22 protein-coding genes and 1 pseudogene are annotated in these 25,505 nt (G+C 67.8%); 10 read left to right on the top strand and 13 right to left on the bottom strand.

Annotated elements, in window-relative coordinates; genetic code table 11:
* Positions 1-338: 338 nt before the first annotated feature.
* Positions 339-884 (top strand): annotated as a pseudogene (locus tag FR943_RS00750) (hypothetical protein); the annotation flags it as partial.
* Between the two features lie 33 nt (positions 885-917).
* Here FR943_RS00750 and FR943_RS00745 read toward each other — a convergent pair.
* Together FR943_RS00745 and FR943_RS00740 are read right to left on the bottom strand one after the other, a co-directional pair.
* Positions 918-1,607, bottom strand: a complete 690-nt coding sequence (locus FR943_RS00745; RefSeq protein WP_217154417.1) for a hypothetical protein — start codon at positions 1,605-1,607, stop codon at positions 918-920.
* On the bottom strand, positions 1,604-2,203 hold the full coding sequence (locus tag FR943_RS00740; RefSeq protein WP_217154416.1) for a hypothetical protein: 600 nt from the start codon (positions 2,201-2,203) through the stop codon (positions 1,604-1,606). The genes FR943_RS00745 and FR943_RS00740 overlap by 4 nt, the downstream gene beginning before the upstream one ends.
* A 65-nt stretch (positions 2,204-2,268) precedes the next feature.
* Here FR943_RS00740 and FR943_RS00735 point away from each other — a divergent pair, with 65 nt between their 5' ends.
* Positions 2,269-4,266 carry a M13 family metallopeptidase gene (locus FR943_RS00735; protein ID WP_217154415.1) on the top strand — a complete coding sequence of 666 codons (1,998 nt, stop codon included), beginning with the start codon at positions 2,269-2,271 and terminating at the stop codon, positions 4,264-4,266.
* Between the two features lie 57 nt (positions 4,267-4,323).
* On the opposite strand, the gene FR943_RS00730 is transcribed toward FR943_RS00735, so the two are convergent.
* Both FR943_RS00730 and FR943_RS00725 read right to left on the bottom strand, forming a co-directional pair.
* Complete coding sequence (locus FR943_RS00730; RefSeq protein ID WP_217154414.1) at positions 4,324-5,343, bottom strand: L,D-transpeptidase; 1,020 nt, start codon at positions 5,341-5,343, stop codon at positions 4,324-4,326.
* 143 nt (positions 5,344-5,486) lie between these two features.
* On the bottom strand, positions 5,487-6,734 hold the full coding sequence (locus tag FR943_RS00725) for an MFS transporter (protein ID WP_217154413.1): 1,248 nt from the start codon (positions 6,732-6,734) through the stop codon (positions 5,487-5,489).
* 180 nt (positions 6,735-6,914) lie between these two features.
* On the opposite strand from FR943_RS00725, the gene FR943_RS00720 reads away from it, so the two are divergent.
* The gene (locus FR943_RS00720) at positions 6,915-7,214 is read left to right on the top strand and encodes a thiamine-binding protein (protein WP_217154726.1); all 300 of its coding nucleotides are present in this window, start codon (positions 6,915-6,917) and stop codon (positions 7,212-7,214) included.
* A 97-nt stretch (positions 7,215-7,311) separates the two neighbouring features.
* On the opposite strand, the gene ricR is transcribed toward FR943_RS00720, so the two are convergent.
* Positions 7,312-7,617, bottom strand: coding sequence for a copper-sensing transcriptional repressor RicR (gene ricR / locus FR943_RS00715; RefSeq protein ID WP_217154412.1), 306 nt, complete (start codon positions 7,615-7,617; stop codon positions 7,312-7,314).
* A gap of 77 nt (positions 7,618-7,694) precedes the next feature.
* On the opposite strand from ricR, the gene ilvD reads away from it, so the two are divergent.
* Positions 7,695-9,395, top strand: a complete 1,701-nt coding sequence (ilvD, locus tag FR943_RS00710) for a dihydroxy-acid dehydratase (RefSeq protein WP_217154411.1) — start codon at positions 7,695-7,697, stop codon at positions 9,393-9,395.
* Positions 9,396-9,408: 13 nt separating this feature from the next.
* On the opposite strand, the gene FR943_RS00705 is transcribed toward ilvD, so the two are convergent.
* Positions 9,409-12,018: a LuxR C-terminal-related transcriptional regulator gene (locus tag FR943_RS00705; RefSeq protein ID WP_217154410.1), complete on the bottom strand. Its 2,610-nt coding sequence runs from the start codon at positions 12,016-12,018 to the stop codon at positions 9,409-9,411.
* A gap of 165 nt (positions 12,019-12,183) precedes the next feature.
* Entirely contained in the window at positions 12,184-12,624 is a 441-nt protein-coding gene (locus tag FR943_RS00700) for an SPW repeat protein (RefSeq protein ID WP_217154409.1), read from the bottom strand.
* A gap of 136 nt (positions 12,625-12,760) precedes the next feature.
* Here FR943_RS00700 and FR943_RS00695 point away from each other — a divergent pair, with 136 nt between their 5' ends.
* Complete coding sequence (locus FR943_RS00695; protein ID WP_217154408.1) at positions 12,761-14,200, top strand: hypothetical protein; 1,440 nt, start codon at positions 12,761-12,763, stop codon at positions 14,198-14,200.
* Between the two features lie 124 nt (positions 14,201-14,324).
* Positions 14,325-16,028: an aldehyde dehydrogenase family protein gene (locus tag FR943_RS00690; RefSeq protein ID WP_217154407.1), complete on the top strand. Its 1,704-nt coding sequence runs from the start codon at positions 14,325-14,327 to the stop codon at positions 16,026-16,028.
* A gap of 3 nt (positions 16,029-16,031) precedes the next feature.
* Here FR943_RS00690 and FR943_RS00685 read toward each other — a convergent pair whose 3' ends face one another.
* A complete protein-coding gene (locus FR943_RS00685) occupies positions 16,032-16,607 on the bottom strand; it encodes a TetR/AcrR family transcriptional regulator (protein ID WP_217154406.1) in 576 nt (191 codons plus the stop codon).
* A gap of 141 nt (positions 16,608-16,748) precedes the next feature.
* On the opposite strand from FR943_RS00685, the gene FR943_RS26250 reads away from it, so the two are divergent.
* The 3 genes from FR943_RS26250 to FR943_RS00675 are packed head-to-tail and all read left to right on the top strand — an operon-like array spanning position 16,749 to position 20,660.
* Entirely contained in the window at positions 16,749-17,471 is a 723-nt protein-coding gene (locus tag FR943_RS26250) for an SAM-dependent methyltransferase (protein ID WP_246584752.1), read from the top strand.
* Positions 17,380-17,763 (top strand): MmpS family transport accessory protein, encoded by a 384-nt coding sequence (locus FR943_RS00680; protein WP_308170395.1) that lies wholly within the window; start codon positions 17,380-17,382, stop codon positions 17,761-17,763. The genes FR943_RS26250 and FR943_RS00680 overlap by 92 nt, the downstream gene beginning before the upstream one ends.
* Entirely contained in the window at positions 17,760-20,660 is a 2,901-nt protein-coding gene (locus tag FR943_RS00675; RefSeq protein ID WP_217154404.1) for an MMPL/RND family transporter, read from the top strand. Before FR943_RS00680 ends, FR943_RS00675 begins: the two co-directional genes overlap by 4 nt.
* On the opposite strand, the gene FR943_RS00670 is transcribed toward FR943_RS00675, so the two are convergent.
* From FR943_RS00670 to FR943_RS00650, 5 genes are all read right to left on the bottom strand, one after another.
* Positions 20,653-21,294 carry an O-methyltransferase gene (locus FR943_RS00670; protein WP_217154725.1) on the bottom strand — a complete coding sequence of 214 codons (642 nt, stop codon included), beginning with the start codon at positions 21,292-21,294 and terminating at the stop codon, positions 20,653-20,655. The two genes, FR943_RS00675 and FR943_RS00670, sit on opposite strands and share 8 nt — an antisense overlap.
* 53 nt (positions 21,295-21,347) lie before the next feature.
* Positions 21,348-21,818 carry a TIGR04338 family metallohydrolase gene (locus FR943_RS00665; RefSeq protein ID WP_217154403.1) on the bottom strand — a complete coding sequence of 157 codons (471 nt, stop codon included), beginning with the start codon at positions 21,816-21,818 and terminating at the stop codon, positions 21,348-21,350.
* Positions 21,815-22,558: a DUF2786 domain-containing protein gene (locus FR943_RS00660; RefSeq protein WP_217154402.1), complete on the bottom strand. Its 744-nt coding sequence runs from the start codon at positions 22,556-22,558 to the stop codon at positions 21,815-21,817. The genes FR943_RS00665 and FR943_RS00660 overlap by 4 nt, the downstream gene beginning before the upstream one ends.
* Before the next feature lie 62 nt (positions 22,559-22,620).
* The gene (locus FR943_RS00655; protein ID WP_217154401.1) at positions 22,621-23,595 is read right to left on the bottom strand and encodes an alpha/beta fold hydrolase; all 975 of its coding nucleotides are present in this window, start codon (positions 23,593-23,595) and stop codon (positions 22,621-22,623) included.
* Positions 23,592-24,431 carry an alpha/beta hydrolase gene (locus tag FR943_RS00650; protein ID WP_217154400.1) on the bottom strand — a complete coding sequence of 280 codons (840 nt, stop codon included), beginning with the start codon at positions 24,429-24,431 and terminating at the stop codon, positions 23,592-23,594. Before FR943_RS00650 ends, FR943_RS00655 begins: the two co-directional genes overlap by 4 nt.
* 30 nt (positions 24,432-24,461) lie before the next feature.
* Here FR943_RS00650 and FR943_RS00645 point away from each other — a divergent pair, with 30 nt between their 5' ends.
* Positions 24,462-25,487, top strand: coding sequence for a sigma-70 family RNA polymerase sigma factor (locus tag FR943_RS00645; protein ID WP_217154399.1), 1,026 nt, complete (start codon positions 24,462-24,464; stop codon positions 25,485-25,487).
* Positions 25,488-25,505 lie beyond the last annotated feature (18 nt).

The raw sequence follows: 25,505 nt of genomic DNA, 5'->3' as shown, positions 1-25,505 counted from the left end.
ATGTCCGGGGATCGAGGGACGCGCGGATTCCGCGACGCGAGGAGGCTCAGCCGAGCCCGTCCTCGGCCCGCCGACCCGCCGGACAACGCGCCCAGGGACCCCAGGCTCAGCGCACGTCGGCGCAACGCACTTCGGCGCCCCGCGCCGCGGCGCAACGGACCTCGACGCCCCGCACCGCTCCGGCCCGCCCCTCGGCACCGCGCTCGTCTGCGGCCCGCGGTTCTGCACCCCGCCCTTCTGCGGAACAGACTTCGGCACAACGCCCCCAGAAGCAGGCTGTCCAGGTACAACGGACACAGGAGCAAAGGACTCCGGCACCGAGCACAAAGGGACAGCGCACGCAGACACCACAGACACCGGTACCGCGCACACCGGTACCGCGCTCGCAGCAGGCGCCGCCGCGCCAACCCCGTCAGGGGCAGGCCGCGCCGCCGCAGCGGCAGCCCGCCTTCGACGACCGGCCGGTCGAGTACTGGCCGACCGCCGCGATCCGCGCTGCGCTGGAAGCCGACGACATGGCGGTGTGGCAGCGCATCGTCGCCGCTATCAAACGTGATCCCTACGGCCGCACCGCCCGACAGGTCGAAGAGGTGCTGCAGACCGCGCGCCCGTACGGGGTGTCCAAGGCACTCTCGGAGGTCCTGGTGCGCACCCGCGAACACCTGGAGGCCACCGAGCGCGCCGAGGTGGCCCGCCAGATCCAGTCCATGCTGCGCCGATCCGAACTGCAGGCACCCGAATTCGCGTCCCGCGTCGGGGTGTCCAACGAGAACTTCGCCGACTATCTGGAGGGCACCACCAGCCCGCCGGCCTCGCTGTTGCTGCGCATGCAGCGGCTGTCGGACCGGTTCGCCAAGCTCGCCGCGCAGCGCTCCGGGAAGTAGTTTTTCCGGGCTCGATCCGGTCGGGGCCGACCCCTAGCGCGAGTGCAACGGGGTCACATTGTCGACGAGCCAGCGGCCGTCGGTCTTGCTCAAGGCAACCCGCAGCGCCAGCACCGCGTTGTCGGTGGGTTTGCCCGGGGCACTCTGGGTTCCGCGCATCACCACCGCGACGCTGGCCACCTGCGGTCCCAGCGCCTCCACCCCGGCCGAGATCGTGGCGGCGGTGGCAGACACGCTCTTGCTGGTCAATTCCTTTGCCACCGCGGAGAATTCGTTCTTGAACTGCTCGGCGCGTTCCGGTGTCATCATCGCGGTGGCGCGGTCGATGGAGGCCGTCGGACTCTGCGGACTGAAGGTAGCGGTAGCCTCCGAGACGCTGCTGGCGATGCGCACCACTTCCTCGCGGTCGTTGTTGAAGGTGCGGTCGGGCACGGTCCAGCGCAGGTATCCCACCGTCACCGCGGCCACCAGCGCGGCGGCGGCCACACCGGCCACCGCCAGCCGCAGCCCCGGCGCGTCGTCGTCGGTGCCCAGCGTCACGCCGTCACGGCGGGCCAGCACGACGTTGACGACGACGCCCTGCACGATCAGCAGACACAGGACCGAGCACAGCGAGACCCACCACAGCGGCCAGCCCAGCGCGATGCCGAGGTAGACAAGCGCGGCGATCGCCGCCAGTGGGGCGGCGATGTCGAAGGCCGCCACGCGCAACCGGTTCCTCATCGGATCGGCTCCAGCCGCGAGATCATCAGGGTGCCGTCGACGTCGGAGACGTCCAGGCGCAGGTTCCAGCGCACGGTCTGAGGTTTGTCGGTGCCGGCGTTCTCGCTGACCGACGTGGCCACCACCAGCACGGTGTCGGTGCGCGAGACCATCCCGGCCAGTTCCTTCTTCGGAGCCGGGACCGGCCGGCCGTCCGGGCCCGGTGGCGGATGGTAGAGCGATTCGATGGCGACCGAGTCGATCCGCCCGGTGGTACGCGCCTTCAACCGCTGCACCAACTCGCGGTAGGGCTGCACGGCGGCGTCGAAGTCCGCGTTGAGCTGCCCGACAGTGCCCTCGCGCAGCTTCTGCATGCCGGCGTCGACGCTCTGGGAGTTGATGTTGATCAACACGTTGGTCCAGTCGGCGGCGGTGCTGAGCACCCGCGTCTGGTACGCACGTTCGCCGGCCTCGTCCCGGTGCTTGGACCACACCATCGCGGCCAGGACGACCGCGACCACCGCAATCAGGCCTGCCACCGCCGATCCGAAGCCGAAGCCGGTGATGACGCCGCTGGGATGGTCGGCTGTGCTGTCCTTGCTGGGCGCCTCGGGCATGGCCGTGAGGGTACCGGCCGCGAAACCCGCCCAGCGCACCCGCGGCCTTCTGGAAGAATGTCGGGGTGACGGTAGAAGCGATCAAGTCGGGTATCGACCTGAGCCATGTCGACCCGCAGGCCCGCCCGCAAGACGATCTGTTCGGCCATGTCAACGGCCGTTGGCTGACGGACTACGAGATTCCGGCCGACCGGGCCACCGACGGTGCCTTCCGGCTGCTGCATGACCGGGCCGAGGAACAGATCCGGGACATCATCACCGAGGCCAGTGAAAAGGCTGCGGCGTCGGCCGTCGAAAAAGGCACCGACGAGCAGCGCATCGGCGATCTGTACGCCAGCTTCATGGACGAGCAGACCATCGCCACCCGCGGTCTGGCCCCGCTGCTGGCCGAGCTCGCCCTGATCGACGGGGCCGCAGACAGCGATGCACTGGCCGCGGTGCTGGGCGGGTTGGAGCGCACCGGGGTGTCCGGCGGCGCCGGCGTGTACGTCGACACCGATTCCAAGGACTCGACCCGCTACCTGCTGCACATGAGCCAGTCCGGCATCGGGCTGCCCGACGAGTCGTACTACCGCGACGAGCAGCACGCCGAGATCCTGGCCGCCTATCCGGGCCATATCGCGCGGATGTTCACGCTGGTCTACGGAGACGCCGGCGGCGATCACAGCGACACCGCCGCGCGCATCGTGGCCCTGGAATCCAAGCTGGCCGCCGCGCACTGGGATGTGGTCAAGCGCCGCGACGCGGACCTGACCTACAACCTGCGCCGGTTCGCCGATCTGGGCACCGACGCCCCGGGGTTCGATTGGTCGGGCTGGCTGGGCGCGCTCGGAAGCACCCCGGAGAAGGCCGCCGAGCTGGTGCTGCGCCAACCCGATTACGTCACCGCCTTCGCCGCACTGTGGGCCGGTGCAGACCTGGAGGACTGGAAGGCCTGGGCCCGCTGGCGCGTCATCCACTCGCGCGCCGGGGTGCTGACCGACGAGCTGGTGGCCGAGAACTTCGACTTCTACGGCCGCACGCTCAGCGGCACCGAGCAGAATCGCGACCGCTGGAAGCGGGGCGTTTCGCTGGTCGAGGGTCTGATGGGCGACGCGCTGGGCAAGCTGTACGTGCAGCGGCACTTCCCGCCGGAGGCCAAGGCCCGGATGGACGAACTGGTGGCCAACCTGCGCGAGGCCTACCGCGTCAGCATCAACAAGCTGGACTGGATGACGCCGGAGACCAGGGCCAAGGCGCTGGTCAAGTTGGACAAGTTCACCCCGAAGATCGGTTATCCGGCCCGCTGGCGGGACTACTCGGCGCTGGTGGTCGAACGCGACGACCTCTACGGCAACTACCTGCGCGGCCATGTGGTGAACACCGACCGCGAACTGGCCAAGCTGGGCGGTCCGGTGGACCGCGACGAATGGTTCATGACGCCGCAGACCGTCAACGCTTACTACAACCCGGGGATGAACGAAATCGTCTTTCCCGCAGCCATTCTGCAGCCGCCGTTCTTCGACGCCGAGGCGGACGACGCCGCCAACTACGGCGGCATCGGTGCGGTGATCGGGCACGAGATCGGCCACGGTTTCGACGATCAGGGCGCCAAGTACGACGGCGACGGCAATCTCGTGGACTGGTGGACCGACGCCGACCGTGCCGAATTCGAGGTCCGGACAAAGGCTTTGATCGACCAGTACGAGAAGTTCAGCCCTCGTGCGCTGGACGGCTCCCACCATGTGAACGGCGCCTTCACGGTCGGCGAGAACATCGGTGACCTCGGCGGGCTGTCCATCGCGCTGCTGGCCTACGAGCTGTCGCTGAAGGGGCAGGAGGCCCCGGTGATCGACGGGCTGACCGGGGTGCAGCGCGTCTACTTCGGCTGGGCCCAGGTGTGGCGCACCAAATCCCGTGACGCCGAGGCGATCCGGCGGCTGGCAGTGGATCCGCACTCACCGCCGGAGTTCCGCTGCAACGGCGTCATCCGCAACATCGACTCCTTCTACGAGGCCTTCGAGGTGGGCGATTCCGACGAGCTGTACCTGGAGCCGGGTCAGCGCGTGCACATCTGGAACTGACGCGCATACGACAAAACCCCTGCCCAGCGGGCAGGGGTTTTGTCGTATCGCTTGGCTCTAGAACATCTGCCAGTCGGACGCACCGTCTGGGGTGTTGTACCAACCGCCGCCGGTGTTCTTGATCACCACCGGATCACCACTGCCGAAGTTGTCGTAGAACCACTTGGCGTTCTCCGGGCTGAGGTTGATGCAGCCGTGGCTCACATTGCTGTTGCCCTGTGCCGCCACCGACCACGGCGCGCTGTGCACGAAGACGCCGCTGTTGTCGATCCGGACCGCATCCTTCACCTTGAGCTTGTAGCCCTCCTTGGAGTCCACCGGGACCCCGTAGGTGGAGGAATCCATGACGATGTCGGGGAACTTCTCCAGCACGTAGTAGGTGCCGTTCTTGGTCTCATGCTTGCCGTCGGGCTTGCCCATCGACACCGGGAAGGTCTTCTCCAGCTTCCCGTTGCGCATGACTTCCATCTTCTTGGTCTTGTCGTCGATCGTGGCCACCAGGTAGTCGCCCACCCGGAAACTCGACTTGGTGCCGGCCGCGTCGATGTTCACCACGGTGTTGGACGGCCAGAAATCCTGGGGACGCCACCGCAGCTGGGTGTCGGTCACCCAGTAGAACCGGCCCGCGACCGGCGGGTTCGACGTGATGCGGATGGCGTCCTGGGCCATCTGCCGGTCGGCGATCGGCCGCTGGAAGTTGATGTAGATGGGCTTGGCCACACCCACCATCGACCCGTTGACCGGGTTGAACGACGGCGGCAGGAACGGTGCCTCGCCGGTGAACGGAACGGAACTCTGCCCGGGCGCGTCACCGTCGGTGAACGGGATGGTCGGGGAGCCGTAGTTGATGATCGGCGCGGGAGCCGTGGGTGCGCCCGGCACGGCGGCGGCCGGAGCCGCCGGGTCGGCCGGCAGCGGCGGGATGTAGGCGCCCGGCGGGGGGCCCGGCACCGCCGGGTCGACGGGCGCCGGCGGTGCCTCGGGATCTGCGGATGCGGATGGGCTGAACACCAGCCCGCCGACGACGCCGGCGGCCATGAAAGCGGTGATCAGACGACGTGTTGCCGATTTCGGCATGTGTAACCTCCAGACAGCACAACTCGCTCCAGTGTCGCATAAGGCAATGACCAGCTACTGCCGCCAGGAGCCGGCATTCTTGGTCAGCACCCGACTCCATGGGCGCTGAACTGCGATGTTTATCGGTTGCGGGCGCCGGGGTGTTACTTGTCGCTGCCCCCGCAGGAAACCGTGAATACGCCGCGAGACAGCGCGACGCCGCACATCGCGACCACGATCAGCGCCGCCGCGGCACCGACGGTGACGGCTGGGCCGCCATGATCGTAGATCGCACCGCCGATCAAGGCGCCGCCCATGATGCCCACCTGGAACGCCGCCACGTACCGACCGGAAGCTCCGTCCGGATCGTCCGGGGCGGTCCGCATCGCCGAAGCCTGCAGCATCGGCGGAAGCGCCGTGGACGCCGCACCCCAGAGCACCACCGCAACCACGCCAACAGCCACCACCCACGCCTCCGGCAGGCCCACGATGGCCAGGGCCGCCAGGGTCAGCAGCGCGGCGGCCAGCGCGCCGAGGCACCCGAGCACCGAGGCCTTGGGCCACAGGTCCAGGGGCCGGGCCATCGCGGCCATCGCGGCCAGGCCTGCCAGGCCGAAGCCGGCGAGCAGCCAGGCCAGGTGTGGTCCATGGACGCCGACCACGTCGCGGATGATCACCACGATGAACGTGTAGGCCAGGAAATGCCCGGTGACCCCGATCAGGGTCAGCCCGGACAGCGTGAGCAGCCGGCGGTTGCGCCGGTGGTCCCGCGGTGCGACCGCGGCGCCGGCCGTGGCTGCCACCGTCGGCAACGGCGGGAGCAGCATCCACGCCGCCAGCGCCACCAGCGCGGCTGCCGTGCCGATGACAGCCACCGCAAGCCGCCAGCCCCACAGCTCGCTGAGCGCGGCGCTGAGCGGGTTGCCCACCACCAACGCCAGACCGGTGCCGACGTAGACCGCCGCGGTGGCCCGGCCGGCGTGGCTGGCCGGCACCAGCCGGGCGCCGATCGGGGCGATCACCGACCACATCAGCCCATGGGCCAGCGCGCACAGCACCCGGCCGCCGGCGAGCACGGCGAAGTTCGGCGCCAGCGCGGAGATCACCTGCGAGACCGTCAGGCAGACCAGCGTCGCGACCAGGGTCCGGCGACGTGGCCAGCGGGCGGTGAGCCGGACCAGTGCCACCGTGGTGAGCGCGGCGACCAGGGCGTAACTGGCCATCAGGGTGGCGACCAGGCCTTCGCTGACCCGGAGGTCGGCTGCGATCGCCGGCAGGGCACCGACCGGGAGCATCTCGGCGGTGACGTAGACGAACGCCGCCGCTGCGAGGACGGCGAGTTGCGTGGCAACACGCGGTGTCCACGGGCTGGTGTGGGCGGAAGGCGATTCGCCGGTGACGCTGAAGGTCATGCTGGGATGCCACGGTAGTGCCATGACGTTGCCGTGCGTGGTTGCCGAACCGAGAGGATGCCTGATGGTTGCACGACGGCCATGAGGACCATCCCTACCCCTGGCCGCCCGACGCATTTCAGCAGGCATGAGTTCGTCGGTTACTCCCAGGCCTACGCACGCGAGCGCACAATCGATTCCGTGATCGTCGCCTTCAGCATCAGCCCGTCCGGTGGGGATGAAACCGGAAGTGTCAGCACCGCTGTGGCCGAAGCGGTGCGGGTGGTGCGGGCTTCGGGCCTGCACAACGAGACCAATGCCATGTTCACCAACATCGAAGGTGAATGGGATGAGGTCATGGCCGTGGTGAGACAGGCCGTGGATGTGGTCGCGGCGGTGTCCCCGCGGGTCAGCCTGGTGCTCAAGGCCGATATCCGCCCGGGCTATACCGGTCAGCTCACCGCGAAGGTGCAGCGCATCGAGCAGGCCTTGGGCGATTAGCTCGGCGTCGCTTCGCCGAAATCGACACCAGGGTCGTCACGAGCGCGCGGGCACAGCCCTGACGTAGATCTCGACGAAGCTCACCGGGCCGACGTGCTCAGGAGCGGACCAGACGGGCAATCGCCGCCGACGCCTCGGCCAACTTGGCCTCGGCCTGATCGCCACCTTCGGAGACCGCCTGGGTGACGCAGTGCCCGAGGTGCTCGTCGAGCAGGCCGAGCGCCACGGACTGCAGCGCACTGTGCACCGCGCTGATCTGGGTGAGGACGTCGATGCAGTATTTGTCCTCGTCGATCATCTTGGCGATGCCGCGGACCTGGCCCTCGATCCGGCGCAGCCGTTTGGCGTAGTTCTCCTTCTGCGCCGAGTAGCCATGTGCCCCCGAGCCGTCAGACACGTCCATAGCTCCAGCATACCGGTACCCCACCGGGGTATGTATATCTATTTGGCCGGGAGAAACGGCACGGGCATACTGCATGCATGCCCTCAGATTCTCCCGATATCAAGCCGCGCAGTCGCGACGTCACCGACGGCCTGGAGAAGGCCGCAGCCCGCGGAATGCTCCGCGCGGTAGGTATGGGGGACGACGACTGGGTGAAGCCGCAGATCGGTGTGGGCTCGTCGTGGAACGAGATCACGCCGTGCAACATGTCGCTCCAGCGGCTGGCCCAGGACGTCAAGGCCGGCGTGCACGAGGCCGGCGGCTACCCGCTGGAGTTCGGCACCATCTCGGTGTCCGACGGCATCTCGATGGGCCACGAAGGTATGCACTTCTCCCTCGTCAGCCGGGAGGTGATCGCCGACAGCGTCGAGACCGTGGTCCAAGCCGAACGCCTGGACGGCACCGTGCTGCTGGCCGGCTGCGACAAGTCGATCCCCGGCATGCTCATGGCCGCCGCCCGACTGGACCTCGCGAGCGTGTTCTTCTACAACGGCTCGATCATGCCCGGTGTCGCCAAGCTCACCGACGGCACCGAGAAGGAAGTCACCATCATCGACGCCTTCGAGGCCGTCGGCGCGTGTGTGCGCGGACTGATGTCGCGCGAAGACGTCGACATCATCGAGCGCGCGATCTGTCCCGGCGAAGGTGCCTGCGGCGGTATGTACACCGCCAACACCATGGCGTCGGCGGCCGAGGCGCTGGGCATGTCACTGCCGGGCAGCGCCTCACCGGTGGCCGTCGACAAGCGCCGCGACGAGTACGCCCGCAAATCCGGTGAGGCCGTCGTCGAGATGCTGCGTCGTGGCATCACCGCCCGCGACATCCTCACCAAGGAGGCCTTCGAGAACGCCATCGCGGTGGTGATGGCATTCGGCGGCTCTACCAACGCGGTGCTGCACCTGCTGGCGATCGCCCGCGAGGCCGAGGTCGACCTGACGCTGGCCGACTTCACCCGCGTCGGCAACAAGGTTCCCCACCTGGCTGACGTGAAACCCTTTGGCCGCCACGTGATGAAGGACGTCGACGAGATCGGTGGCGTGCCGGTGGTGATGCGCGCACTGTTGGATGCCGGTCTGCTGCACGGCGATTGCCTGACCGTGACGGGACAGACCATGGCCGAGAACCTGGCCCACATCGCTCCCCCGGACCCGGACGGCAAGGTGCTGCGGGCGATGAACGACCCGATCCACCCCACCGGCGGCATCACGATCCTGCACGGTTCGTTGGCCCCCGAGGGCGCCGTGGTCAAGTCCGCGGGCTTCGACTCCGACGTGTTCGAGGGCACCGCAAGGGTTTTCGAGCGTGAGCGGGCCGCACTCGATGCGTTGGAGGACGGCACCATCACCCACGGTGACGTCGTGGTGATCCGCTACGAGGGCCCCAAGGGCGGTCCGGGCATGCGCGAGATGCTGGCCATCACCGGCGCGATCAAGGGTGCCGGCCTGGGCAAGGACGTACTGCTGATGACCGACGGCCGGTTCTCCGGCGGGACGACGGGCCTGTGCGTCGGGCACATCGCGCCGGAGGCGGTCGACGGTGGACCCATCGCGTTCGTGCACGACGGCGACCGGATCCGGCTCGACGTGGCCAACGGCACGCTGGACGTGTTGGTCGACGAGGCCGAGTTCGAAGCGCGCAAAGCCGGTTTCGAGCCACTGCCGCCGCGCTACAAGACCGGCGTGCTGGCCAAGTACACCAAGCTGGTGCAGTCGGCCGCCGTCGGCGCCGTCTGCACCTAGTCCCCCCGGCGGTTCAGCGCGCTCCTTTCGGGCCGCGCCGGATGATGGCGGCCAACTCCTCGCGGGTGTTGGCCCCCACCCGCTGGCAGGCCCGGTACAGGTGGCCCTCGACGCTGCGGACGGACATCACCAGGCGCTCGGCGATCTGTTTGTTGCTCAACCCCGCCACCACGAGCTCGACGATCTCGCGCTGCCGGTGGGTCAACGGCTGACCGGCCGGGTTGCGCAGGGCCGGGGTGCACAGCCCGCCGCACTCGTCGGCACACTCCTGGGCCATGGCCGCCAGATAGGCGCTGCGCTTGCCCTGCCCGTGTCGGCCGAATGCGACGGCGGCCTGCGCGATCGCGTCGGTGGCGGTCGCGCGGTCACCGAGGCCCCGGTACCCGTCCGCGGCGGCGAGCAATCCGGCGCCGTCGTCGGCGGCCAGCGCTTCGGTGTGGCGCGCGACCACGTCGGCCAACGGCAGCCCGAGCGTGTCGGCGAGTTCACCGGCCCGGGCCGCCCCACTGGGATCGCCCCACTGGGCGGCCGACTGCAGGCAGGCCAGCTCATGCGTCGGCTGTCCCCGGCGCGCGGCATCCCGGCCGGCTTCGCGCACCACGTCGATCGCCTCGGCCAGTGCGCCGCCGGCGGCCAGCGTCCAACCGGTGGCCACGGAGCGGGCGGTGTCCATGAACACGTAATCCTCGGGCACGTGCTGGTCGGCACAGGCCAGGGCTTCCGTGGCCGCGGTGGCCTGACCGAGCTTGGCGTGCGCCTCGGCCAGTGAGAAACAGCTGGCCACCCGCAGGCCGGTGGTGATCTGATGTGTCGCGGCGCCGGCATACGCCTCGTGCAGATGTTTGACGGCGTCGTCGAGATCGGCCCGGATCAGTGCGGCGTGCCCGAGCAGGTGGGCGAGGTTGGCGTAGACGAGGCCGGGCATGTCCCGTGCCGACTCGTCCAATCGCGCTGCCATCGCCTGACATTCGTCGATACGGCCGGTCAGCCGGCAGGCCCGGCCGTGCACCGCGCCGAACCAGAATCGCATCGGCGAGGACTCGAACGACGTGGTGGCCCGGGTGAGAGCCTGTTCGGCGGCGGCGTCGATCTCCTCGACGTGGCCGAGGGCCCCGAGCGCCATCATCAACGCGATCGAGGCCATCATCGCGTGCAGATCTGGTAACACTCCGGAATCCAGCGCCACCTTGGCGGTTTTCTCGGCGCTCTGGCAGTGCCCCAATACCGCATCGACGCAGGCCTGAATGGCCAGGCGTTCCACCCGCTGCTGTTCGGATTCGCTTGTCGCAGACAGTGTTCCCAATATCTCCGCGGCGTCGCGCGGCCGGCCGAGCATCCAGGCCAGGTTGGCGGCACGCACGGTGGACCAGTGGTGGGCATCCGGCCGGTCCTCGGCACTGATTTCCCGCAGGACGCTCTCCGCCTCCTCGCCCCGGCTCAGCAGAAACAGTGTCATCGCCCGCATCGGAGCCGCCTCCGGGGCACCGCATTCGGTTGCGGCGGCGGCGAATCGGTCGGCGGCATCCGGGTCGAGCAGCACCGCGGCGCAGCGCGCCGCGGTCAGGTACAGCTCCGGGTCCGGCGCCAGGTCGGAGTTCAAGGCCAGCAGCGCCCGGCGGACGGTCGCGTGCATATCGGGGTCGGGTTCGTCGGCCAATCGCCGTGCCAGCCGGCCACGGATCTTCGACAGGTACATCTCGCCTGCGGTGGCGCGACGCAACTCGCCGAAGAGCGGATGGGCCAGGGTGGCGACGAGATCGCGCCCGGCACGTTCGACGCAGACCAGATGCATCCGCTCGGCGGCCTCCAGATCGGCGGGTTCGACCAGGTCGGTCAGGATGTCGACGCGCAACGGCTCGCACTGTGAGAGCGTGTCGAGCACCAGGGCCATGCCGGGCTCCAGTTCGCCGAGCCGACGCCCGAGCATGTCGGTGATGCTCTGGGATACGGCCACGTCGCCATCCCACATCCACACCCCGGCAGATTGGTGCATCCGGCCGGCGGCGATCTGGTCTTTCACCAACTGCAGCAGGTACAGCGCGTTGCCGCCGGTGAGCTTCCAGAACCGGCGCGCACTGCGGCCGTCGACCGGCCCGCCCACCGCTGATTCGACCAACGCCGTCGCCGCGGCAACCGACAACGGTTCGAGGTCGATGCGGTCGAGCAGGCTGTCCTTCCACAGGGCCGTGACCGCGTCGGGTTCGGCGCCGCCGGAGCGCGCCGTGACGACCAGGCGCACCCCCTGCGTCTGTGCGAGTTGATGCACCACGTGCGCGGACAGCGCGTCGAGCAGGTGGGCATCGTCGATGCCCACGACCACCTTGCCCACCCGCTGTTGGGCCACGAAGGAGTCGATGAGCCGCCGCACGTCGGGCAGCGGGTCGCACATGCTCTGGCTGATCGCCCCGGTGAAGGCACCGAGCGGGATCGTGCGCGCCGACTCCGTGCCGACGAACCAATTCGTCCGGTGTCCCGCGGCGGCGGCGTGGCTGATGGCCTCCCGCGCCAGCCGGGTCTTGCCCACCCCGGCGTTGCCGACGATCAGCACCCCATGGCGAATTCCGGATCCGGCAATGACACGACGGATCGCCGCCAGTTCTTCTTCCCGCCCCGCCAGCTTCATCTCAGCAGCTCGTACCCGCTATCCCCGTCACCGCATGCGTTTGCCCAGGATATGGCGCGCAACAGCCGCTCGGGTGGAAATTGACGCATCCTGCGAAAACGCACAAAAGCCCTCGCCAGCCGGGCTACGGCTGGTCGACCGGCGTCACCTGCCGGTGGGTACCGGCTAGGCGTGGCGCACTTCGGAATTACGTGCCCGCATCCCGAAGTACATCGCGTTGAAGCCCAGCACCATCACCAGCGCACCGCTGATCACGTGCGACCAGATCATGCCTGCAGTCGGTCCGCTGACGAACACCCACGGCGAGATGATCAACCACACACCGAAGATCGGCAGTGTCCAGGTCATACCGTGCGCGCGGTCCAGCGCGAAGCTGAAGCACATCGACAGAAACGCGATCGTGCCACCGACGATCAGATCGTTGACCGTCAGCCTGCCGAAGGTGTCGTAGCCGATGATCCACGGCGACAACGCGACGTACATCGCCGTCAGCAACGTCAGGCCGAAGGTGACCTGGGCGCCCATCGATTCCGCGACGCGGTCATACCCGGCCCGCAGGGCCAGGATGTCCGGGTGCTGGTCGATTGATGAATGGACTGTACTCATTTCTTGTCCTTTCCGTTACACGGCAAGGCGTTTGGGCCCTGCCGCACCCATCCATCGCCTCTCAGATTACGCCGCGAACGGGCGGGTGGCGGCGGTCCGAGAAGACGGCTCTTCCCGAACCAGTAAGGTGTTCTCAATGCGGTGGCGCAGCAACGCGCGGAACCACGAAACCACCGGTGCGCGTGAACAACTCGGCTGGTTCAGCACGCTCTTCGCGATGGGGTTGGTGTTCCACTACTCCGACAGCCAACCGCTCGCCATTCTCCCGGTCCTGGCGGCGTGCCTGCCTGCGGTGATCTTTCCCGGCTCGATGGTGGCCGCCGGCCTGGTCATCGCGGCCGGCGCGACGGTGGCCGCGCTGAACCTGCCCGCTGCGGCGAACCATCTGGTGCTGAGTTTGCTCGTGGCTCTCGCGCTCGGCACCGCGGCGCTGTGGGCAGTCGCCGTCCGGAGCCGCGGGACCGGCTTTGCCGAACGCTGGCTCGACGCGGGCCGCGGCCCCGTCGGCCTGGTCTTGCTCGTGGTGTACCTGTTCACGGTGTTCGACAAATTGAACACGGACTACTTCACCCCGGCGACCTCGTGCGGCGGCGAACTGCTGAGCCAGCTGATCTGGCTCAACGGCCTCGGCGACGTGGTCCCGGGCCCGGCTGTCGGACAGTTCGTCGCCGTCGCCACGGTGGTGATCGAGGCCGCCATCCTGGTTCTGCTGGCGGTGCCGCGGCTGCGGTACCACGGTGTGCTGCTCGGCGTGGCCTTCCACTCGATCCTGGCCCTGGCCTCGTTCTACGACTTCGCCACGGTGGTCTTCGCGGTCTACGTGCTGTTGGTCCCGACCGAGGCGTTCACCGGGCCGGGATCCACAACCGCTCCGCGACGGCTCGGACTCACCGGGTTCGCGGCGCATGTGCTGCTGAGCGTGGTGTCCAGCACCGCCGATTCACCGACGAGCCCGGTCGGACTGCCCTGGCACACCCTGCTCGTGCTCACCTGGTTCGTCGCGGTCGGGCCGTACATGTATGCGCTGTTGCGCAGTTACCGGGTCGCGCTGCGGGCCGGCATCGGATCACCGGCCTGGAACCTGCGCCCGGTGCTGCTGGCGGTCCCGTTGCTGGCGATGCTCAACGGGTTGACGCCCTACCTCGGGCTCAAGACCGTGGCGAACTACTCGATGTTCAGCAACCTGCGCACCGAGGAGGGCACCACCAATCACCTGCTGCCCGGCGTGACGGCCCTGGAAGTGGCGGGCTATCAGCGCGACACCGTGGCGGTGATGGGACTGGAGTTCCCGGAGCACGCGGGCGACACCACAGCGTTGCCGTACCAGGCCCGCTGGATGTCCGAGGATCCCCCGGTGCGAATCCCATGGCTGGAGCTGCGACGGGCGGTGCTGGGCTGGCAGGGCGCCGGGATCGACGGAATCCGTATCGCCTATCTGCACGACGGGCCGCCGCGCGTGACCGACGACGCGATCGCCGACCCCGTCCTCTCCGCGCCGCTGCCGTGGTGGCAGCGTCACCTGCTGGCCTTCCGCGCCGTCGACTCGGGCTGGGGCCCGGGCGCCTGCCGCTGGTGAACGTTCGAGGGGATTCCAGTGAAGGAGTGAGCCGACCCCGGTCGCGCAGTACGCTTCGCTCAAGGCCGAGCGGGACGGGCCCCATCACGAGACATTGGCGCCGGGCGGAAGAGGGCGAGTTGAGATGAACGAGACACAGATCGACGAAGCCCTCGAACAACTCACTGAGGGTGAAAAGACCTGGGGTTCATTGTCTTTGGCGGCGCGGCGAGGGTTACTCGACGAAATGCGCACCCTCACGGTGCGCCACGCCGCCGAGTGGGTCGAGGCGGCTGTCGGGATCAAGCAGCTCGACCCGTCTTCACCGCTGGTCGGCGAGGAATGGATGTCCGGTCCGTACTCGCTGGCAGCCGCGCTCGGCGCGCTCTCGGCGACGTTGGCGAAACTGGACGAGGGCAAGAGCCCACTCGACGGCGTCGGATTCGGCTACGCTCCCGGTGGCCGAACCACGGTGAAGGTGTTGCCGCTCAACGTCTTCGACCGGTTGCTGCTGTCGGGGTTCAGCGCCGAGGTGTGGCTGCAACCCGGGATCGAACGATCCGAGGCCCGCCAGTCCGCCGGGCTGACCCAGCGTGATCCGGGCCGTACCCACGGGGTGGGCGTCGTGCTCGGGGCCGGCAACATTTTCTCGATCGCCCCACTGGACACCATCTACGAGCTGTTCGCCAACAACCGGGTGGTGGCGCTCAAGCTCAACCCGATCACCGACCCCCTGCTGCCGGTGCTCACCAAGGTGCTGGCCCCGTTCCTCGCCGTGGGGGCGGTGCGGATCCTCACCGGTGGACCCGATGTCGGTACATATCTGGTGCGGCACAAGCTTGTCGACCACGTCCACATGACCGGCAGCGCCCTGACGTACGACGCCATCGTGTTCGGCACCGGCGAGGAGGGCGCCCGGCGCAAGGCCGCGGATGACCCGGTGCTGGACAAGGAGATCACCGCTGAGCTGGGCGGGGTGTCGCCGACGATCGTGCTGCCCGGCGAGTGGAGCAAGTCCGACATCGAGTTCCAGGCCAATCATGTGGCCACCCAACGGCTGCACAACAACGGCTACAACTGTGTGGCGGCGCAGGTGGTGGTGCTGCCCAAGCATTGGGCCCAGCGCGAGGAGTTCGTCGCGGCGTTGCGCAAAGCGGTCGACGACGCCCCGCCGCGCGCGGCGTACTACCCCGGCTCGGATGCCCGGGTTTCCGGTGCAGACGCGTCCTATCCGGACGCACAGCACCTCGGCAGTAACGGAGCACGCGTTCTCGTGGTCGATCCGGCCGACCGGAATGCACTGCTGCGCACCGAATATTTCGGCCCGGTGCTCGGTGTGATCGAGCTCGACACCGAAGACGACGATTCCGGTGAACGCTTTCTGAGCGAGGCGGTACGCGTCGCCAACGACGAGTTCGTCGGCACCCTCGGCGCGAACATCATCGCCCACCCGGACACCCTCGCGGGCCTCGGGGACACATTCGAGCGTCTCGTCGCGACGCTGCGCTACGGCACCATCGCGATCAATGCCTGGACCGGCGTCGGCTACCTGACGCCGACGGCGACCTGGGGCGCCTTCCCCGGACACCGGCGCAACGACATCCAGAGCGGAACCGGCGTGGTGCACAACGCGTTCCTGCTCGACCGGCCCGAACGCACGGTGGTCCGGGGGCCGTTTCGGCCGGCCCCTCGCTCGATCCTGCGGGGCGAGTGGTCGTTGTCGCCGAAGCCGCCGTGGTTCGTCAACAACCGCACGTCGGCCACCACGGGCCGGCTGCTGGTCGATTTCGCCGGGGCGCCGGGCTGGGCGAAGCTGCCGGCGATCTTCGCCTCCGCGCTGCGCGGGTAGCGGTCAGGCCTTCACCTTGGACGCGGCGGGCAGCACCCGTTGTGCGCAGTCCAGCAGCACGCGGTGCAGGTCTTCGTCGGAGACATCGGCGAGCGCGGGATCGGTGGCGCTGCCGTAGACACCCGATGCGAGCATCGACATGCAGATCCGGCCGGCGTCGTCGGGCTCGGGTCCGAGCAGGATCTCGGTGAGCCGCTCGATGGTGTCCTGCAGTTCGGCCCGGCTGTGTACCAGGCCGTCGATGACCGGGTCGCCGTGGAAGACCGCGCTCACCCGGCGGTGCCGTACCGCCATCTCGACCATGCCGCTGATCGCGGCCTCCCGGCGGGCCTCGGGCGTCGACATCGCCTCCGCAATGCGGACCAGCCGGATCATGTCGTCGAAGACCGGTTGGATGACCGCGAGCGCGATCTCGTCCTTGGAATGGAACTGGTAGTAGACGGCTGCCTTGCTGACGCCGAGCCGATCGGCGATCATCTGCAACGACGTGCCCTTGACGCCGTGCTCGGCGAACAAGCTCAGGGCCGCCTCAAGCACCCGCTCGCGCGCAAAGCCGCGCGGCGACACCGCCTTCGCCACACCCGTCCCTTCATCGCGCTGTACATGACCGAACGCGGTCTAGATCACAACGTCAATAGCCCAACTAACTTGATTCTCAGTTAGCCAAGTGTATAAGTTCTACTTTACATCCGGCAAGGAATTCTGCGGGGAGGAGCGGTGATGCCCAGCTCGTGCACGGCGCACCCGACACACCCTCTCGACCACTTCCTGCTGACCTCGGTCAGCTCCGGAATACCGCAGGTGGTCTTCCTCGCCTCCGACCTGGACCCGCGGCCCTACCAGCTGGACTGGCCCGCCGACACTGCCGTGTATGTGGTCGATGATCCGGCAATCCTCGAGGTCAAGACCGCTGCCGTGGCCGACATCACTCCCACCACCGCGGTGTGCGGTGTCCCAGCCGGGATCAGCGACAACTGGACTGCGGCCCTGGCTGCGGCCGGATTCGACGCCCACCGGCCCACCCTGTGGAGCGTGGAAGGCGTACTACCCTTCATTCCGATGGACGAGCAGCGTCGGCTCGTCGCCGACATCACCGCGCTCAGCGCGCCGGCCAGCAGGCTGATCTCGGAGATTTCGGTCAGTCCCTTCGGGGACGCTGCCGAGGGGGACGACGCCGAGGTTCTCGACGTAGAAAGACGTTGGCGGGAAACCGCCGACGCCGACACGATCATGAAGTGGCAATGGAGCTTCTCAGCTAGCCCGTACGTCACCGCGTACCTGACCTCCGAAAGGCCGACCAGCGAACATGAAGCTGTTGAGACGGTTCTGGATCCCGTTGATCATCGCCGCGGTGGTGCTGGTCGGCGGATTCACGGTGATGCGGGTGCGCACGTTCTTCGGCACCGGCGACGGGTCGGGCATCTCCAGCGCCAAGGTCGATGACACCAAGCCGTTCGACCCCAAGGTCGTGGTCTATGAGATCTACGGCGAGCCGGGTGCCTACGCCGACGTGAACTACCTCGACCTCGACGCCCAGCCGCAACGCATCGACGGGGTGACCCTGCCGTGGACGTTGCGGCTGGAATCGACCGCGCCGTCGGTGTTCCCCAACATCGTGGCCCAGGGCAACGGCGACACGATCAGCTGCCGCATCACCGTCGATGACGAAGTCAAAGACGAGAGAACCTCCAACGGCGTGAACGCCCAAACCTTCTGCTTGGTGAAATCTGCATGAGCAACTACGACACCCCGACGGACTCGATTCCGGTCACCCCGGGACCGAAGCACCACAACCATGGCGGCATTGCCAAGTGGATCCGGCGGCTGTCGATCCCGCTGATCATCGGCTGGGTCGCCCTGATCGCCGTCCTCAACGTCATCGTGCCTCAGCTCGAAGAGGTCGGGAAGATGCGCTCGGTGTCGATGACGCCGGACGAGGCGCCGTCGATGGTCGCGATGAAGCGCGTCGGCGAGGTCTTTCAGGAGTTCAAGTCCAACAGCTCGGTAATGGTCGTGCTCGAAGCCGACCATCCCCTCGGTGACGACGCGCACAAGTACTACGACGAGATCGTCGACAAGCTCGAAGCCGACAAGAAGCACATCGAGCACGTCCAGGATTTCTGGGGCGATCCGCTGACCGCCTCCGGCGCCCAGAGCTCCGACGGCCTGTCCTCCTACGTGCAGGTCTACACCGCGGGTAACCAGGGCGAGGCGCTGGCCAACGAATCGGTCGAGGCCGTCCAGAACATCGTCAACAGTGTCCAGGCGCCCGAAGGCCTGAAGGCCTACGTCACCGGGCCGGCCGCGCTGTCGGCCGATCAGAACATCGCCGGTGACCGCAGCATGCGCATGATCGAGGCGCTGACCTTCACGGTCATCATCATCATGCTGCTGATGGTCTACCGCTCGATCATCACGGTGATCCTCACCCTGGTCATGGTGGTGCTGTCCCTGTCGGCGGCCCGCGGCATGATCGCGTTTTTGGGCTACTACAACATCATCGGCCTGTCCACGTTCGCCACCAACCTGTTGGTGACGCTGGCCATCGCCGCGGCCACCGACTACGCCATCTTCCTGATCGGCCGATATCAAGAGGCCAGAAGTGTCGGCGAGGATCGAGAACAGGCCTACTACACCATGTTCCACGGCACCGCCCATGTGGTGCTGGGCTCGGGCCTGACCATCGCCGGCGCCACCTTGTGCCTGCACTTCACCCGGCTGCCGTACTTCCAATCGCTGGGCATCCCACTGGCGATCGGCATGGTGACGGTGGTGGCCGCCGCCCTGACCATCGGGCCGGCCATCATCACCATCGCCAGCAGGTTCGGCAAGACCCTGGAGCCCAAGCGCGCTTCGCGGACCCGCGGCTGGCGCAAAATCGGTGCGGCCGTGGTGCGTTGGCCCGGCCCGATCCTGATCGCCACCATCGCCATCTCGCTGGTCGGTCTGCTGACCCTGCCCGGCTACCGGACCAACTACAACGACCGCGACTACATGCCGGCCGATCTGCCGGCCAACAGTGGTTACGCCGCGGCCGACCGGCACTTCTCCCCAGCCCGGATGAACCCGGAACTGCTGCTGATCGAAAGCGATCACGACCTGCGCAACTCCGCGGACTTCCTGGTGATCGAGCGGATCGCCAAGCGAATCTTCCAGGTGCCCGGCATTTCTCGGGTGCAGGCCATCACCCGCCCGCAGGGAACGCCGATCGAGCACACCTCGATCCCGTTCCAGATCAGCATGCAGGGCACCACGCAGACCATGAATCAGAAGTACATGCAGGACCGCATGGACGACATGCTCAAGCAGGCCGACGACATGCAGGTCACCATCGACACGATGGACCGGATGATCGCGCTGATGGAACAGATGCGCGAAGTCATGAACAGCATGGTCGGCAAGATGCACGGCATGGTCGACGACGTCAAGGAACTCCGCGACAACATCTCGGACTTCGACGACTTCTTCCGCCCGATCCGCAACTATCTGTACTGGGAACCGCACTGCTTCGACATCCCGATGTGCTGGGCCATGCGTTCGGTGTTCGACACCCTGGACGGGATCGACACCATGACAGCCGATTTCGAGCAGATCGTGCCCGACATGGATCAGATGAACGCACTCATCCCGGTGATGATCGCGAACATGCAGCCGATGATCACGACGATGAAGTCGATGAAGACCATGATGCTGACCATGCAGGCCACCCAGGGCGGCATGCAGGATCAGATGGCAGCGATGCAGGACAACTCCACCGCCATGGGCCAGGCCTTCGACAAGGCCAAGAACGACGACTCGTTCTACCTGCCGCCGGAGACCTTCGAGAACCCCGACTTCAAGCGCGGCATGAAGATGTTCCTGTCGCCGGACGGGCACGCGGTGCGGTTCATCATCAGCCATGAGGGCGATCCGATGAGCCCCGAGGGCATCTCGCACATCGATCCGATCAAGAACGCCGCCAAGGAGGCGATCAAGGGCACCCCGCTGGAGGGTTCCAAGATCTACCTCGGCGGTACCGCGGCCACCTTCAAGGACATGCAGGAAGGCGCCAACTACGACCTGCTGATCGCCGGAATCGCCTCGCTCTGCCTGATTTTCATCATCATGCTGATCATCACGCGCAGTGTGGTGGCCGCCGCGGTCATCGTCGGCACAGTGGTGGTCTCCCTCGGCAGCGCGTTCGGCCTGTCGGTGCTGATCTGGCAGCACCTGATCGGGCTGGAGTTGCACTGGATGGTGCTGGCGATGTCGGTGATCATCCTGTTGGCCGTCGGCGCGGACTACAACCTGCTACTGGTCTCCCGGCTCAAAGAGGAGATCCATGCCGGGCTCAATACCGGCATCATCCGCGCGATGGGTGGCAGTGGTTCGGTGGTGACGGCCGCCGGCCTGGTGTTCGCGTTCACCATGATGTCGATGGCGGTCAGCGAGCTGGCCGTGATCGGTCAGGTGGGCACCACGATCGGCCTGGGCCTGCTGTTCGACACCCTGGTGATCCGGGCCTTCATGACCCCGTCGATCGCGGCGCTGCTGGGCAAGTGGTTCTGGTGGCCGCAGATGGTCCGGCAGCGGCCGAAGCCGGAACCGTGGCCCAAGCCGGTCCAGCGGCAACCGCAGGACTCGCTCACCTGATCAGCGCCACGGCGAAGCCATCCCAGCCCTTGGTCCCCACGGTCTGGATGGCCGCCGTGTCCAGGCGTGGGTCGTCGCCCATCATCTCCAGCATGTCGCGCACGGCCTGCGCCTGCGCATCGTCGGCGGCGGGGTGCAACACCCGGCCCATCCGGGTCACGTTGTCCACCACGATGATCGACCCCGCACGTCCGAGTTTGACGGCCCACTCGACGTAGCCGACGTTGTTCTCCTTGTCGGCGTCGATGAAGATGAGGTCGAAGGCCTGCGTGTAGCCCCAACCGCGCTCGGCCAGGTGCGGCAGGGTGTCCAGGGCCGGGCCGACGATGATCTCGACGCGGTCGGCGACACCGGCCCGCTGCAGATTGGCCCGGGCCACCTCGGCATGCCGTGGCTCGTATTCGAGCGTGACGACGCTGCCGTCCGGACCCACCCCGCGGGCCAGGTTGATGGTGCTGTAGCCGGCCAGCGTGCCGATCTCCAGCACACTGCGCGCACCGGAGATGGTGGCCAACAGCGACAACAGCTTTCCGTGTTGGGCCGACACCTCGATCGCGGGCATGTCAGCGGCCTGCGCCGAGGCCCGCGCCGCGCGTAACGCATCGTCCTCGGTGTGCAGCACGTCGGTGAACATGGCGTCGACATCACGGGGTTCGGTCACATGGCTCAGGCTAGACGGGGCCGCCGTCAGACCACGCCTTCTTTCGCATAGACCATGCGCAGCACCAGTCCCACTTCCGGACCCATGATGGTCTCGCACAGTTCGCAGTAGGTGGCCACGAAGCCCGGGCCGTGCGCCGGACCCTCCGGGCTCAGGTGATGCGCCAGCTCGTGCAGCACCACCAACTCTCGCAGTGCCCAACTGGTCCGCTCGGGCACGGCGATGACGGCCCTGCCGTCGGTCGACTGGTAATGCGCCGCGGTCACTCCCCGACGGGCCCGCACCGCGACCGCGGCGCCACCCACCCGGGCGAGCACCTCGTCGACGTAGCGCTGCACCGCCTCGACCGACCCGAACTTCGCCTCCGGCGGCAAGGTCAGCGAGGTGCCGAAGAAATCGATGGCCCGTGAACTGTGTTGGGCGGCACGGTCGAACATGGTGCGCACGAACTGCTCGGCGGCATACACCTTGGCGCGCTGGGTGTCCCGGCTGCTCATCGCTCCAGGGCGCCGCGCGCGCCGGAGATCTCCGGGTCGGTCCCGAGCCGCGCATGGCGGCCGGCCCGGTCCCCGGCCCGCCGGGCGGCCGACGAATAACCCGCCGTGGCGTTGGTCGCCCGCCACGTCCCGCGCGCCTGTGAGGCTTCGCGGTAGAAGCTGCGCAACTCGATATCCTTGTCCCGCAGTGCGATTGCGGTACCGGGCTGGTCCGCCTCATCGACCTCGCGCTGGGCTTCCTCGCGGGCCTGGATCAGCCGTTGACCGATGCGGGCACCGAAGGCCAGCTGGAAGTTGAGCCGGGCGGTGATCGTCGGGGTGGGTCGGTGCGCACCCGAGGCGATGTAGGCCTGCGACGCCTTGACCATCTGCAGCAGCAGGCTGGTGTAGAGCGCGTGGGTGGCATCGATGTCCTCGGCGAACCCGTAGGCGTAAACGAACGTCGAGTTCGACGCCACATCGCATTTCACGTCGTTGGCCTGCCCGATCACCACGAACAGCTGCACGTAGGTGCGCAGGCCCTTGGTGCCGGCCGCACCGATGGTGATGGTGCGTTGCACCGGCATCTGCGCCCTGGTCCGTTCGGCCGAATGCGCGCGGGCCCGCGCCAGGTCGATCGACGTGGCGGTGGCCAGCCGTTGGGCGGCGGCCATGAACGCCTCGGCCTCGTGGGTGTTGTCGGTGCCCTCGGCCTGACGCAGCAATGCGGCGATCCGCACCAGCATCTTGTCGTCACTCATGCGCGATCCGCTCCGCTACTCGCTGGGAACTCATGGCGCGATCCTAGAAACCCACTCCGACATCACTTGTCGACGAAGCTCCCCACGGCGTCCACCACCTGCGGTGACAACGGGCCCGGCTGGCCGTAGTGGGCGATGCTGTCGCTCGGGTCGTCGCGCAGCACATGGTTGACACCCTTGAGTTCGACGACCGTGAGCGCGGTGTGGCCGAGCGCCTCGATCAGCGGGCGCTCGATCTCGCAGCTGGCCTGGGCGTCAGAATCCGAGCAGGTGAGCAACACCGGCATGCCGTCGGGCAGGGCGGCGGCCAGCCGTATCGGGTCGATCTTGTCGGCCTCGACGATGGCCTTGACGTTGTCCTTGTTGACGATCGCGCTCAGGCCCTCGGGCAGGTCGGCGGGCACGGTGCCGTTGGCGCGGATCTCCTCGACCGCGCGCAGCCAGGACGTCAGTACCTCCGGCGTGGCGCCGGCGCGCACCCGGTTGGTGATCATGTCCAGGTAGCGGCCGGACAGTGGCTGAAACAGTACCAGCGAGTGCACCTTTGGATCTGCGGCACCGGCCACTGTCATAGCGTGGATGGCGCCTTCGCCCACGGCGTAGATCGACAGCTTGGCCGCGTCGGTGTCGGCCCGTTCGGCCAGGAACTTCAACGCGGCGGTCGCGCCGGCGGTGTAGACGCCGCTGACCACCTCGGTGGGCTTGCCGGCGTACGGGCCGAGCTTGGTGGCACCGGTGCCGATCTTGTCGTAACGCAGGCTGGCCACGCCCTTGTCCGACAGCGTCTCGGCCAGCTGCCGCATGTTTCCGACCGGGCCCACGACCTTGTTGTCCCCGTTGCGGTCGGTGGGCCCGCTCTCGGAGATCAACAGGGCCGCCGGGCCTGATGCGTCGCGATGCCGGTAGGTGCCGTGGATCGTGAGGCCGTCGGCGTCGAACGTGACCTCGTCGTCGGCCCACGTCGGCGGCGGCGCCTCGGCGGACCCACAACCTGCGATCAACAGCACCGAGAGCAGTGCCGCCACAACCCGTCTCACAGATGCGTCTCGATCCAGGCCGTGACGTCGTCGAGCACCAGCTGCTTCTCGGGCTCGTTGAACACCTCGTGATAGAGCCCGGGGTACACCTTGAGATGCACGTCTTCGGAAGCCACGCATTCGACCAGTCGGTGGCTACCCTCGACGGCCACCAGGCGGTCCTTCTCGCCGTGCACCACCAGCAGCGGAGCGGTCAGGGCCGAGGCCCGCTGCGGCATGGTCTCCCCCACGATGATCAGGGCACGGGCGATGCCGGCCGGGACTTTGCCGTGCCACACCAGGGGGTCGGCCTTGTAGGCCGCGACCACCTCGGGGTCGCGCGACACCGCGTTGGCGTCGAGGTTCTCCACCGGCAGTCCGGGGGCGACCTTGCCGAGCGACTTGGCTACCACCGCCAGCACCGGGGACACGGCCGCCTGCGCGGCCACCGCGGGTCCGGACAGCACCATGGCGGTGTATTCGTCGGGGTACTCGACGCCGTAGCTGAACACGATGGCACCGCCCATGCTGTGGCCGAGCACGATGCGCGGGAGTTGTGGGTGCGCGGCGGCGGCGATGCCGACCAGGGTGTGGAGGTCGCCGACATACTCGGACATGTCCCGCAGGTACACCCGCTTGCCGCCGGAACGGCCGTGACCACGGTGGTCCAGGGCGTAGACGAGCACCCCGGCCTGTCCGAACCGCTGCGCGACGTGGTGGTAGCGCCCGGCGTGTTCGCCCAGGCCGTGCGAGAGGATGACGACGCCGCGCGGTGCGACGTCCGGAGTCCATACGTCGTAGACGATGCGGATCCCGCCGACGCCGTCGAAGGTCTGTTCACTGCGGGTGCTGGTCACTCTGGGGAGCGTAGCCGCGCCGACGGATTGTTGTCGGCGGTGCTGCGTAAGCTCGCGGATGTGACGGTCCTCGCTCACCGCCTCGATGACGGCAATCCGGCCGATGCGTTTCTGGCCGAGGCTCAGCGCTACCGCCGTGAGCTGTTGGCGCACTGCTACCGGATGACCGGTTCGTTGCACGACGCCGAGGATCTGGTGCAGGAGACCTACCTCCGCGCCTGGAAGGCCTACCAGGGCTTTGAGGGCAAGTCCTCGGTCCGTACCTGGCTGTACCGGATCGCCACCAACACCTGCCTGACGGCCCTGGAAGGCCGGCAGCGCCGGCCGCTGCCGTCGGGGCTGGGTACGCTGAGTTCGGCCCCCACCGACGAGATCGCCGAGCACCACGAGATCGCCTGGCTGCAGCCTTTGCCGGATTCCAGCGACGATCCGGCGGATCCCAGCACGATCGTCGGGACCCGGGATTCGGTCCGGCTGGCGTTCGTCGCGGCGCTGCAGCATCTGTCCGCACGGCAACGCGCGGTACTGGTGATGCGTGAGGTGCTGCAGTGGAAGGCCGCCGAAGTCGCGGGCGCGATCGGATCCTCCACTGCCGCGGTCAACAGCCTGTTGCAGCGGGCCCGGGCCCAACTCGACGCGGTCGGCCCCAGCCAGGACGATGCGATCGAGCCACCGGATTCCCCGCACGCGCAGAACCTGCTGCGCAGCTACATGGCCGCCTTCGAGGCGTACGACATCGACAGGCTGGTCGAGCTGTTCACCGCCGAGGCCATCTGGGAGATGCCGCCGTTCGACAGCTGGTATCAGGGGCCGCAGGCGATCGGGGATCTGGCGCGCTACAAATGCCCGGCGGAAGAGGCCGGGGACATGCGGTTCATCGCGACGTCGGCCAACGGCCAGCCGGCCGCGGCGATGTACCTGCTGAATCGCGAGACGGGCCGGCACGAGGCCTTTCAGCTGCATGTCCTGGACATCACCGCCGGCGGGATCTCGCACGTGGTGGCGTTCATGGAGCCCACGCTGTTCGAAAAGTTCGGGCTGCCGGCTGTGCTTTGAGCCGACCGGGGCGCGAGC

The organism is [Mycobacterium] fortunisiensis (assembly GCF_019050325.1).
Classification (GTDB): Bacteria; Actinomycetota; Actinomycetes; order Mycobacteriales; family Mycobacteriaceae; genus Mycobacterium; species Mycobacterium fortunisiensis.
This window is presented reverse-complemented; position numbering and strand designations above follow the sequence as displayed.

What these genes read in the sequence shown, in the direction of transcription:
- FR943_RS00745 (WP_217154417.1), bottom strand. Translation starts at nt 1,607, where the DNA reads ATGAGGAACCGGTTGCGCGTGGCGGCCTTCGACATCGCCGCCCCACTG.
- FR943_RS00740 (WP_217154416.1), bottom strand. Translation starts at nt 2,203, where the DNA reads ATGCCCGAGGCGCCCAGCAAGGACAGCACAGCCGACCATCCCAGCGGC.
- FR943_RS00730 (WP_217154414.1), bottom strand. Translation starts at nt 5,343, where the DNA reads ATGCCGAAATCGGCAACACGTCGTCTGATCACCGCTTTCATGGCCGCC.
- FR943_RS00725 (WP_217154413.1), bottom strand. Translation starts at nt 6,734, where the DNA reads ATGACCTTCAGCGTCACCGGCGAATCGCCTTCCGCCCACACCAGCCCG.
- ricR (WP_217154412.1), bottom strand. Translation starts at nt 7,617, where the DNA reads ATGGACGTGTCTGACGGCTCGGGGGCACATGGCTACTCGGCGCAGAAG.
- ilvD (WP_217154411.1), top strand. Translation starts at nt 7,695, where the DNA reads ATGCCCTCAGATTCTCCCGATATCAAGCCGCGCAGTCGCGACGTCACC.
- FR943_RS00705 (WP_217154410.1), bottom strand. Translation starts at nt 12,018, where the DNA reads ATGAAGCTGGCGGGGCGGGAAGAAGAACTGGCGGCGATCCGTCGTGTC.
- FR943_RS00700 (WP_217154409.1), bottom strand. Translation starts at nt 12,624, where the DNA reads ATGAGTACAGTCCATTCATCAATCGACCAGCACCCGGACATCCTGGCC.
- FR943_RS00695 (WP_217154408.1), top strand. Translation starts at nt 12,761, where the DNA reads ATGCGGTGGCGCAGCAACGCGCGGAACCACGAAACCACCGGTGCGCGT.
- FR943_RS00690 (WP_217154407.1), top strand. Translation starts at nt 14,325, where the DNA reads ATGAACGAGACACAGATCGACGAAGCCCTCGAACAACTCACTGAGGGT.
- FR943_RS26250 (WP_246584752.1), top strand. Translation starts at nt 16,749, where the DNA reads ATGCCCAGCTCGTGCACGGCGCACCCGACACACCCTCTCGACCACTTC.
- FR943_RS00675 (WP_217154404.1), top strand. Translation starts at nt 17,760, where the DNA reads ATGAGCAACTACGACACCCCGACGGACTCGATTCCGGTCACCCCGGGA.
- FR943_RS00670 (WP_217154725.1), bottom strand. Translation starts at nt 21,294, where the DNA reads ATGTTCACCGACGTGCTGCACACCGAGGACGATGCGTTACGCGCGGCG.
- FR943_RS00665 (WP_217154403.1), bottom strand. Translation starts at nt 21,818, where the DNA reads ATGAGCAGCCGGGACACCCAGCGCGCCAAGGTGTATGCCGCCGAGCAG.
- FR943_RS00660 (WP_217154402.1), bottom strand. Translation starts at nt 22,558, where the DNA reads ATGAGTGACGACAAGATGCTGGTGCGGATCGCCGCATTGCTGCGTCAG.